The 10,038-nt window shown below is 53.9% G+C and carries 9 protein-coding genes and 1 pseudogene; all 10 read left to right on the forward strand.

The window, feature by feature from the left end; translation table 11 throughout:
• The first annotated feature begins 800 nt into the window (after positions 1-800).
• On the forward strand, positions 801-1,259 hold the full coding sequence (locus tag JWJ90_RS21760) for a hypothetical protein (protein WP_205229327.1): 459 nt from the start codon (positions 801-803) through the stop codon (positions 1,257-1,259).
• 4 nt (positions 1,260-1,263) lie between these two features.
• On the forward strand, positions 1,264-2,298 hold the full coding sequence (locus tag JWJ90_RS21765; RefSeq protein ID WP_205229328.1) for a protein kinase domain-containing protein: 1,035 nt from the start codon (positions 1,264-1,266) through the stop codon (positions 2,296-2,298).
• 813 nt (positions 2,299-3,111) lie between these two features.
• Positions 3,112-3,858 (forward strand): transposase, encoded by a 747-nt coding sequence (locus tag JWJ90_RS21770; protein WP_420828934.1) that lies wholly within the window; start codon positions 3,112-3,114, stop codon positions 3,856-3,858.
• Between the two features lie 372 nt (positions 3,859-4,230).
• Positions 4,231-4,668 (forward strand): NADH-quinone oxidoreductase subunit NuoE family protein, encoded by a 438-nt coding sequence (locus JWJ90_RS21775; protein ID WP_240195098.1) that lies wholly within the window; start codon positions 4,231-4,233, stop codon positions 4,666-4,668.
• On the forward strand, positions 4,658-6,274 hold the full coding sequence (locus JWJ90_RS21780; RefSeq protein ID WP_205229330.1) for a NuoF family protein: 1,617 nt from the start codon (positions 4,658-4,660) through the stop codon (positions 6,272-6,274). Before JWJ90_RS21775 ends, JWJ90_RS21780 begins: the two co-directional genes overlap by 11 nt.
• A complete protein-coding gene (gene hoxU / locus JWJ90_RS21785; protein WP_205229331.1) occupies positions 6,271-6,987 on the forward strand; it encodes a bidirectional hydrogenase complex protein HoxU in 717 nt (238 codons plus the stop codon). Before JWJ90_RS21780 ends, hoxU begins: the two co-directional genes overlap by 4 nt.
• Complete coding sequence (locus JWJ90_RS21790) at positions 6,984-7,514, forward strand: NADH-quinone oxidoreductase subunit B family protein (RefSeq protein ID WP_205229332.1); 531 nt, start codon at positions 6,984-6,986, stop codon at positions 7,512-7,514. Before hoxU ends, JWJ90_RS21790 begins: the two co-directional genes overlap by 4 nt.
• A gap of 9 nt (positions 7,515-7,523) precedes the next feature.
• On the forward strand, positions 7,524-8,942 hold the full coding sequence (locus tag JWJ90_RS21795; protein WP_205229333.1) for a Ni/Fe hydrogenase subunit alpha: 1,419 nt from the start codon (positions 7,524-7,526) through the stop codon (positions 8,940-8,942).
• A 51-nt stretch (positions 8,943-8,993) separates the two neighbouring features.
• Positions 8,994-9,536, forward strand: a complete 543-nt coding sequence (locus JWJ90_RS21800) for a flavin reductase family protein (protein WP_205229334.1) — start codon at positions 8,994-8,996, stop codon at positions 9,534-9,536.
• 208 nt (positions 9,537-9,744) lie between these two features.
• Positions 9,745-9,927: pseudogene (locus JWJ90_RS24025) on the forward strand (transposase); the annotation flags it as partial.
• Positions 9,928-10,038: the final 111 nt, after the last annotated feature.

A 10,038-nucleotide genomic window follows, 5' to 3' on the forward strand; every position in this document is an offset into this window, starting at 1 on the left:
AACATGGTCCTTGCAGCCAGCGGGCTGAGAAGGCGCTGAAAATATGCCTTAAACTCCACAGAAAAACCCAAAAGTCTCTTCAGCACCATTCACATTGGCGGTCCAGGGGACAAAATGGGATTTGCTGGGCCTCTTTCCTTTTCGCAACATCTTGTCTTTTCTCGGTCAATTTGACAAGAAAGGCATCCAAGCTTTGAGGGGTTGACGATTCGTGCTGATATTTCAGACAAAAATCAAGATAGTAACGCAGCCATTTCTGGCATCTGTTTACGTATATCTGCGCCACACCGCTTTGAGCAAGATATTGAGCATACCTGACTCTGATCTCCGTAGGTACATCCAGCATGACTGCCTCCGAAAGTTTGAGAGCAAACTGCGTAGAATATGATTTGTAGTGATGTTACCCGGAAGTAAAAAACTAACAGCTTGCTTTGAGCACGACAATCTATTTATCTAGATTTTCACAGTATTTATACTCTGGATGAGCCTAATTCAAGGGGGTGAAGCCCTCAAGGACAGTCTGTATCGCTCTTCCGGGGAATTACTGGTTCAGCCGGAATTTATCCGCTAACTATTGAAAAATAGGGCAAAATATGCCACCAGCTGCGCCGTGAGCGGCTGGATAGCAAGTTTGCTGATACAGACCGCTCACGGCGCAGCTGGGAATGACCTGTTCCCGCATTTTTTACTTATCAAGACGCTGCAAACTCAGCTGAACCAAAAGATTCAACGGACTCCGCTGCGCTCCGCCGGTGATCTTTTTCGTTAGATTTTGGCAGAAACAAATTAGGAGAAGATATATGTCAGAGTGGTTAGGTGTTGTTGTGTCTGGGGGGCAATTTAATGCTGTGCATCTTTCAATCGATGGCACCAATGCCGAAGTCAATAATCAATTCACATGGAAATTGCAGACCGGAAACGAATCTGAAGCCTATGCTGCAATTTATGAAAGAGTGAAAGATTACGTGGCGAACAATAGCATTCAAAATGTCGTTATTAAAGCAAGTGCTGTTGGTAAGAATAAACCGACCCTTGCCCATCTTAAATCAGCTGAACTTCGCGGTGTTATCACGGCTGCTTCTGTCGCTGGCGGCGCTGAAACTAACTTAGTTCAGAAAGGTTCTATTAGTCGAACCTTCGGAGATCGGAAAGTTGACGAGTATGTTAAAGATGATTCCTTTTGGAGAGGGGAAGCTCTAGAAGATCTCACAAAAGGTAGGCGCGAGGCAGCTATACTTATACTTAGCCAAAGGAGTTAAGTTTGTGAGGGCAACTATTTCGGCATTTCGGCTGGGACCCGAAATTGGCAGCGGGAACTTTGGTAAGGTTCATGAAGGTATGCATCCTGTCCAGGGAAATATTGCAGTAAAATTGCTGGAAAAGAAAACAGGTGAGTCTGATCCTGATTGGCAGCAAAGAAAATTGGATTTGCTCGCAGAAGCTCAACATCTCAAAAGTGCCGAACATGAAAGAGTGGTAAGGGTGTTTGATGTTGCTCATGATGCACAAGAGGATAAAATTTATCTTACATTGGAACTTTGCCAAGGGTCACTTGGAGGCTTATATGAAAATGGTCCTCTTGATATAGCGTCATTGAGAACTTACCTAAATGACACGGCAACTGGCCTATGTTGTATTCACAACAGGGGAATACTCCACCGCGATATCAAACCTATGAACATACTGCTCGATTCTGGTGGGAGAGCAAAATTGGGAGATTTTGGGCTCGTTACTGATAGACTTGTTTTGGGGTATGGGTCGATGGCGGGGTATTCTGACCATATTGCTTTTGAGGTGTGGCAAACTGGACTAACTAGCCCCAAAAGCGATATCTGGGGGTTTGGAATGACAGCTTATCGCCTTCTGTTAGGTAAAACCTACTATGAGTCTTTACCCTTACCGCGAGACGAAGTACGACTTGGCGGGTATTCCTCTAAACTTCGCTGGTTGCCGCATGTCCCTAAACAGTGGAGATCCTTTATTAGAAAATGCATGACAGATAATCCGGATGATCGTTACCAAAATGTGGAAAGCATGCAGACGGCTATCAGCCGTCTCCCTATCCAACCGAATTGGAAATGTCAATACTCACCAAACCTTATCACGTGGATACGTGTAAAGAGCGATCGCGAAATTGTTGTAAACCACACTGTCTTGTCTCCCCGCAGACATGAATGGGAAGCAGTTAGCAAACCCAGGAGTGGTTCTGGCCGCGAGCGAAGACTGGCAGGATCCGGTGGTATTGTGTCGCGAGCAAAAGCAATGCGAGAACTTGAGGACTTTTTGACAAGGAGATAAGAGCCATGCAAGTGATTCATGCAATATGCGGATATTGTGGCAATGAGCGAAGAAGCAAAGATGACATCAATAATGGGAAATCATTTTGTAAAAAGTGTGCAAGCGAAAGAGTGGTTAGCGCACAGCATGCATTTCGTGATCGTCGGACCTCAATAGTAGCGGATGGCAAATATGTTTTGTCCAAACGGTATACACGGAAAAACCAAAAACGATAATCTAATCGGGTAGCCGGGGGAATCTCTCCCCCAGCCCCCACACCACCTAGCATGCGGGTCCGCACTAGGCGGTTCCCATGAGCTACCGAGCCGTAGCCGGGTAATGAATCTTTACCCATAGATCTTCATACGAATTAGATACGAATTAGGGTCGCCAAGATACGAATTAGGGTCGGGCCACGCCAACAATCTGAAAAGATTGAAAATTGAGCTTAAAAAGGGCTCGAAAGCAGGGCTATTTCGAGGTTTTCAGGCAAAAAAAGCAGTGATATAGCTATGGCAAGAGCTAAGAGGCATTATATACCGGGACAGATTTGGCACATTACACATCGATGCCATAAAAGAGAATTTTTGCTTAAATCCAGGCTAATCCCCCAGCTATGCTGGGGAGAATGACAAAAGCTATGCTGTAGTATTTAAAAAAATTAGGAGGAATTAGGGTCCAGGAGGAATTAGGGTCGGGCCACGCCAACAATCTGAAAAGATTGAAAATTGAGCTTAAAAAGAGCTCGAAAGCAGGGCTATTTCGAGGTTTTCAGGCAAAAAAAGCAGTGATATAGCTATGGCAAGAGCTAAGAGGCATTATATACCAGGGTAGATTTGGCACATTACACATCGATGCCATAAGAGAGAATTTTTGCTTAAATTTTCGAAGGATAGGCAGAGGTGGCTTCACTGGCTCCTGGAAGCAAAAAAAAGATATGGTTTACCTATTCTGAATTACACCGTTACATCGAATCATATCCATCTTTTAGTTGCTGATGATAAGGGGCAGAATGTCATACCCAGCTCCATTCAATTGATTGCAGGAAGGACTGGCCAGGAATTCAACCAGCGGAACGGAAGGAAAGGAGCCTATTGGGAAGATCGATATCACGCTACTGCAGTTGAGAGTGGCGATCATTTGCTGCAATGCGTTGTGTATATCGATATGAATATGGTGAGAGCAGGAGTTGTGCAACATCCTTCCGAATGGTTTTTTTCCGGATACAATGAAATCCAGCAGCCAAAACGGAAAAATATATTGATAGATTATGATCGTTTACAAGAGCTTCTAGGATTCGACACCTACGGTACCCTGCAAGCAACTCACCGACAAAGGGTTGAGAGCTGCCTCAAAGAAGGAATTCCCCTTCGTGATGACAAGTGGAGTCGCTCTGTGGCAGTCGGAAGCGAGCGTTTTGTCGAAGAACTGAAGGGAACGATGGGCACAATGGTGTTGGGGAGGAAGATTGTACCGTCTGGGAAATCATTCCATCTTCGCGAGGCACAAGCTTCCTATTCATCTCTTTTAGGGGATGAAAAGTACGAAATAGCCCCTAAAAACGGCCATATTTGGAGATGAATAACTGAAATAACAGAGGGTTGACTTGGCCCGACTCCTGTAACGGCCTGTAACGCCGGGTGCCAAGGAAAGAGCCATATGGCGAAAGTTACCATCGTCGGGGCGCTCCTTGGCGACCCTTTATTTCGTCTTGGAAAAAGACTTAAAAACGGCATGTTCTGTTTCGTCGTGCCGCCTTTTGACTAGGTCTGCTTTGTTGATTCCCGAGCTTTTGCGAGGTTTTAAGGGTTGCGTTTATTGAAAAAGCGAGGGTAAAGTTGGAGTCAACTTTGTTCCTCCTTTCTTCAAGCTATGGGGGTAACGACCATGCCTGCCCTTCCTTCCCCACCACCACCCACGGACGACACCCGCTGGCAACTCGTCGACCGGGTCATGCAACGTCTGGATTACCAACCCTCCGCCCTGATCGAGACTCTGCACGCCGCGCAGGATGCCTTTGGTTTCCTGGACAAGACGACCTTGGGCTACATCGCCGCCCGGCTGCACCTGCCGCCGGCCAAGGTTTTTGGGGTGGTCACCTTCTACAACCATTTTACCCTGCAACCCAAAGGCGAGCACACCCTTGCCGTCTGCACCGGAACAGCCTGCCATCTCAAGGGCAAGGACCGTGTCCTTTCCTGGATGAAGGAGCGTTACCACCTGGTTCCGGGCGAGACAACCGCGGATAATAAGCTTTCCCTGGTCGAAGTCCGTTGCGTCGGCGCCTGTGCCCTGGCACCGGTGATGCTTACGGACAACACCCCTATCGGCAAGAAGACGTTCGAGGAAGCAACCACCATTATCAAGGAGTGGCTGGGCGATGAATCGTGAAGAGCTGAAAAATCTTGCGGACGAACACAGCCGGCATCTGGAGGGGTTCACCCACCACATCCTGGTCTGCGCCGGGCTGGGCTGCCCCGATAACGAGGCGATTATCGCCGGCCTGCGCCGGGTCGTTGCCGAACAACATCTGGACAAACAGGTGCTGGTGCGCAAGGCCGGCTGCATGGGGCTGTGCGCCCTGGGACCGATCGTTTTGATCCAGCCCGGGGAAATCACCTATCACAATGTGCACCCCGGCGATGCGGAAGAGATCGTTGCCGCCTTGGGCAAGGAACCGGTGCCACGGTTGCTGTTGTCCGAGGACCTTCCCTTTTTTACCCGGCAGTACAAGAATGTGCTGGCCCTGTCCGGTCGGATCGATCCGGAAAGTATCGAGGATTACATCGCCGCCGGCGGCTACGGTTCGCTGTTGGGCGTCCTCACCACCATGCGGCCCGCAGACGTTATCCGCACGGTGCAGGAAAGCGGATTGCGGGGCCGCGGCGGGGCCGGATACCCCACCGGGCTCAAATGGGCTACCGTGGCCAAGGCCCTTGGCGAGAAAAAATTTATCATCTGCAACGGGGACGAAGGGGATCCCGGCGCCTTCATGGACCGCTCCATTCTCGAAAGCACGCCCCATGCCGTGTTGGAGGGCATGATCATCGCCGCCTATGCGGTGGGTGCGAACCGGGGCTACATCTATGTACGGGCCGAATATCCCCTGGCCGTCAAGCGGCTCCAGCGGGCCATCCACGAGGCGGAACGGAAAAACCTGCTCGGCCATGCCATCTGCGGCACCAGTTTCGATCTCACCCTCCAACTCCGGCTCGGTGCCGGCGCCTTTGTCTGCGGCGAGGAAACCGCCCTGATCGCGTCGGTCGAGGGCCGCAGGGGCTCGCCCCGTCCCCGTCCTCCCTATCCCGCGGGCAAGGGCCTTTGGGGCTGTCCCACCCTGATCAACAATGTCGAGACCTATGCCAATATCGCGCCGATCATCCGGTGCGGGGCGGAGTGGTTCGCCTCCATCGGCACGGAGCAGAGCAAGGGCACCAAGGTCTTTGCCCTGACCGGCAAAATTCACAATGCCGGGCTGGTGGAAGTGCCCATGGGCATGCCCCTGCGCGAGATCATCTTCGAGATCGGCGGCGGCATTCCCGACGGACACACCTTCAAGGGGGTGCAGACGGGCGGTCCCTCGGGTGGTTGCATCCCCGAGGAATTTCTCGACGCCCCGGTGAGTTACGAGAGCTTGAGCGCCTTGGGATCGATCATGGGTTCAGGCGGCATGATCGTCATCGACGAGACCTCGAGCATGATTGATGTGGTCAAGTATTTCATGGAGTTCTGCATGGAGGAATCCTGCGGCAAATGCGCGCCCTGCAGGACCGGCACCGTCCAGATCCACCGGTTGCTCACCCGCTTCCAGGAGCGGCAGGCCACGGCCGACGATCTCGCCATGCTGGAGGAACTCTGTGACCTGTTGAAGAGCGCCAGCCTCTGCGGGCTGGGCCAGTCGGCCCCCAACCCGGTGCTGAGTTCGCTGCGCTATTTTCGCCAGGAATACCTCGACCGGATGATTCCGGCCGATACCCCGGGGGAGGCAAACTCATGAGCGACACCATCCTTACCCTGACCATCGACGGCCAGCCCGTCAGCGGCCTGGCCACGGAAACAATCCTCCAGATCGCCCGCGAGAACAAGATCGACATCCCCACCCTCTGTTACCTTGAGGGGCTCTCCGCGGTTGGCTCCTGCCGGCTGTGCATGGTCGAAATCGAGGGCAGTCCCAAACTGCATCCCGCCTGCGTCACCCTGATCCAGGAAGGGATGGTGGTGACCACCCAAACGGAGAGGCTGCAGGGCTATCGCCGCAATATCGTCCAATTGCTCTTTGCCGAACGCAACCACGTCTGTTCGGTCTGCGTTTCCAACGGCCATTGCGAACTGCAGGAACTGGCCCACAAACTCGGCGTCGATCACATCGCCTTTCCCGGGTGCTATCCGGAACTGGAGGTCGATGCCTCGCACCGCCGTTTTGTCCTCGACCATAACCGCTGCGTGCTCTGCACCCGGTGTGTCCGGGTCTGCGCCGAGATCGAGGGTGCACATACCTGGGACGTCAAGAACCGGGGCATGCGCAGCCGCATCGTTGCCGATCTCGACACGCCCTGGGGGGACTCCGCCACCTGTACCGGTTGCGGCAAGTGCGTCCATGTCTGCCCGACCGGCGCCTTGTCGGAAAAGGGGAAATCCGTGGCGGAGATGCTGAAGAAACGGCCCTCCCTTCCCTATCTCGTGGCCAATCGCACGGAGGAAAGGCAATGAAGAAACGGCGTTTGGCGACTCTTTGGCTGGACGGTTGCTCCGGTTGCCACATGTCGCTTCTGGACACGGACGAGCGGCTGCTGGATTTGGCCGCCCAGGTGGATATGGTCTTCAGCCCCCTGGCCGATATCAAGGAATTTCCCGAGCAGGTCGATGTGGTCTGCATCGAGGGGGCGGTTTCCTCGGCCGAGGACGAGGCCCGGTTGCACCGGGCACGCCGTCACAGCAAACTGCTGATCGCCATGGGCGACTGCGCGGTCACCGGCAATATCCCGGCCATGCGCAATGTCCACGGCGCCGACGCCATGCTCCGCTCCGTGTACCTGGAGCGCGAACCGCTGCAGGCCCAGATCCCGGGCACCAACCTGCCGCCTTTGCGTGACAAATCCTTGCCTCTGCATCATTTCGTGCATGTCGATCTCTTTATCCCCGGCTGCCCGCCCGCCGCGGACACACTGTTCACCGCCCTGAACGGATTGCTGACCGGTACTGCCGACCTACGGCTCGATACCCGGTTCGGCGCCTAGGAGTCTGCCATGTCCCAAATCACTATCGAACCGGTCAGCCGTATTGAAGGACACGCCGCCATCCGCCTGTTTCTCGACGACACGGGCCAGGTGCGGGACGCCCGTTTCCAGGTCACCCAGGTGCGCGGGTTCGAACAGTTCGTGGTCGGCCGTCCCTTTTCCGAGATGCCCTCGCTCACCGCCCGCATCTGCGGCATCTGCCCGGTCAGTCATGAACTGGCCTCGGCCAAGGCCTGCGACCAACTGCTGGCGGTGGCCATTCCGCCAACCGCCACCAAACTCCGCTGCCTCCTCAACCTGGCTCAACTGGTCCAGTCGCACGCGCTCAGTTTTTTTTATCTCTCCGGCCCGGACCTGCTGCTGGGCATGGATCATCCTCCGGAAACCCGCAACTTTTTCGGCCTGGCCGCCGCTGATCCCCAGTTTGCCCGCGATGGTATCCGCATCCGCCAATTCGGCCAGCAGGCCATCGAACGCCTTGCCGGACGGCGGATTCATCCTTCCTGGGTGGTGCCAGGCGGGGTCAACTCACCTTTGACCGCTGCCAACCGCGAGGCCATCCTTGCCGATCTGCCGTCGATCAAGACCTTGGTCAGCGCCCATCTCGACCGGTTCAAGCAGACCCTTGACGGGCATGCGGAGGCTATCGGCGTCTTTGCCAATTTTCCCAGCATGTTTCTCGGCCTGGTCAATGAGGAAGGCACGCTCGAACATTACCAGGGCCGGCTGCGCTTCATCGACGCGGGCGGCGCTCCGGTCGGTACCGACCTCGATCCGAGCGACTATCAGCAGGTCATCGGCGAGGCGGTGGAGCCTTGGACCTATCTCAAGTTCCCGTACTACCGCCCGCTCGGCTACCCGGAGGGCATGTACCGGGTCGGGCCCCTGGCACGGCTCAACCTCGCCGCCCGTTGCGGTACCGAACTGGCCGACCGGGAACTGGCCCTCTTCCGGGAGTTGGCCACCGGTCCGGTCCTCAGCATGTTCCACGCCCATTACGCCCGCCTGATTGAAACCCTGTACGCGGTGGAGCGCATCGAAGAGTTGCTCGCCGATCCGCAGATCCTCGACCAGCGGATCCGGGCAGAAGCAGGGGTCAACAGCCTGGAAGGCATCGGCGTGACCGAGGCCCCGCGCGGCACCTTGATGCATCATTACCGGGTCAACGAGGACGGCCTGATCCAGTGGATCAACCTGATCATCGCCACCGGCCACAACAACCTGGCCATGCAACGGGGAATTCTCCAGGCGGCCCGGCATTTCCTCACCGGCACCACCCTCCGGGAAGGGCTGCTCAACCGGATCGAGGCGGTGATTCGCACCTTTGATCCCTGCCTCTCCTGTTCGACCCATGCCGTCGGTTCCATGCCGATGATCGTCGAACTCATCGGCCCGGACGGAGCGATACTCGACCACCTGCGGCGGTAGGGCCGGGGTTTGTTGGAAGCGCATGTCCTCTGATATTATGAAGGGATGAATATGGAAAGCTTGCCGCTCAGCAAGGCATTCACACTCATAGAACCGGGGCCGGTCGTTTTGGTCACAACACATGACGGCCGAAAGGACAACGTGATGACCATCTCTTGGACTATGGTGTTGGACTTCACGGCGAACTTTGCCATTACGACAGGACCGTGGAATTATTCGTACACCGCGCTTGAAGAATCAAGGGAGTGTGTCGTCGCAATTCCAACCGTGGATCTTCTCGACACCGTTATCGGAGTAGGCACCTGCTCCGGAGCCGATATTGATAAATTTGCACAGTTTAAGCTCACCCGGTTGAAAGCTCGACATGTTCGAGCGCCGATCATCAAGGAATGCCTGGCAAATATCGAGTGTAAGGTTGTCGATATTGTGACACGGTACAATATCGTTGTGCTTGAAGGCTTTGCCGCATACCTTGACAGTGCGCGACCGGAGAAAAAAACCGTTCATGCTGTTGGTGACGGCACCTTTATTGTCGATGGTCGTACAATCAATAGAAGGGAGATGATGCAGGATAGACTTCCCAACGGAATTTAGCCATAATCACTGGTGGGAATTAGGGTCGCGGAATTAGGTCGCGGAATTAGGGTTCCGGAATTAGGGATCCGGAATTAGGGTCGGGCCACGCCAAGGAATTAGGGTCGGGCCACGCCAACAATCTGAAAAGATTGAAAATTGAGCTTAAAAAGGGCTCGAAAGCAGGGCTATTTCGAGGTTTTCAGGCAAAAAAAGCAGTGATATAGCGATGGCAAGAGCTAAGAGGCATTATATACCGGGGCAGATTTGGCACATTACACATCGATGCCATAAGAGAGAATTTTTGCTTAAATTTTCGAAGGATAGGCAGAGGTGGCTTCACTGGCTGCTGGAAGCAAAAAAAAGATATGGTTTATCTATTCTGAATTACACCGTTGTAGATTCTCAAGTTCCCGTCCAACATGTTTCTCACGTATAATTACCAGCTATTTTTCCAACGTAGATGGCCGGAAGGATTTCTCCTTCCGGCCATTTTGATCGTAGACAGCAGTCTACCGCACCG

The organism is Desulfobulbus rhabdoformis, assembly GCF_016919065.1.
GTDB lineage: Bacteria > Desulfobacterota > Desulfobulbia > Desulfobulbales > Desulfobulbaceae > Desulfobulbus > Desulfobulbus rhabdoformis.

Bases quoted from the DNA above. Each gene is read 5' to 3' on its own strand.
- JWJ90_RS21795 (WP_205229333.1), top strand. From the start codon at position 7,524: ATGTCCCAAATCACTATCGAACCGGTCAGCCGTATTGAAGGACACGCC.
- JWJ90_RS21760 (WP_205229327.1), top strand. From the start codon at position 801: ATGTCAGAGTGGTTAGGTGTTGTTGTGTCTGGGGGGCAATTTAATGCT.
- JWJ90_RS21780 (WP_205229330.1), top strand. From the start codon at position 4,658: ATGAATCGTGAAGAGCTGAAAAATCTTGCGGACGAACACAGCCGGCAT.
- JWJ90_RS21800 (WP_205229334.1), top strand. From the start codon at position 8,994: ATGGAAAGCTTGCCGCTCAGCAAGGCATTCACACTCATAGAACCGGGG.
- JWJ90_RS21790 (WP_205229332.1), top strand. From the start codon at position 6,984: ATGAAGAAACGGCGTTTGGCGACTCTTTGGCTGGACGGTTGCTCCGGT.
- hoxU (WP_205229331.1), top strand. From the start codon at position 6,271: ATGAGCGACACCATCCTTACCCTGACCATCGACGGCCAGCCCGTCAGC.
- JWJ90_RS21775 (WP_240195098.1), top strand. From the start codon at position 4,231: ATGCAACGTCTGGATTACCAACCCTCCGCCCTGATCGAGACTCTGCAC.